Annotated in this window: 1 protein-coding gene; it reads right to left on the bottom strand. The window is 63.0% G+C overall.

All coding sequences use genetic code 11. From position 1 onward, the window contains the following. Positions 1–131, bottom strand: a 131-nt coding sequence (locus SB756_RS36130; protein ID WP_410914060.1) for a sulfurtransferase TusA family protein, incomplete at its 3' end; no start/stop codon positions are given. Positions 132–230 lie beyond the last annotated feature (99 nt).

Below are 230 nucleotides of genomic sequence, written 5' to 3' on the forward strand. Positions count from 1 at the left end.
GGATCGGTGGCGATGACCTTCAGCAGGCCGCCAGCCGCCAGGTTGCGCACGTGCTGGTGCAGCATCATTACCGGTTCCGGGCAATTCAGGCCGGTGGCGTCGAGGATGGCATCGGGGGTGAAATCGGTCATGGGGGGCTCCGCAAATGATCGTTATTGTCGCGCATAGGCTCGCTTCAACCAAGGGGCTGGCTTGCAGCCCCCGAAATCAGCGCGGCTTCAGGTCCAGTC

This window comes from Pseudomonas sp. SIMBA_068, from assembly GCF_046534705.1.
GTDB classification, from domain to species: domain Bacteria; phylum Pseudomonadota; class Gammaproteobacteria; order Pseudomonadales; family Pseudomonadaceae; genus Aquipseudomonas; species Aquipseudomonas putida.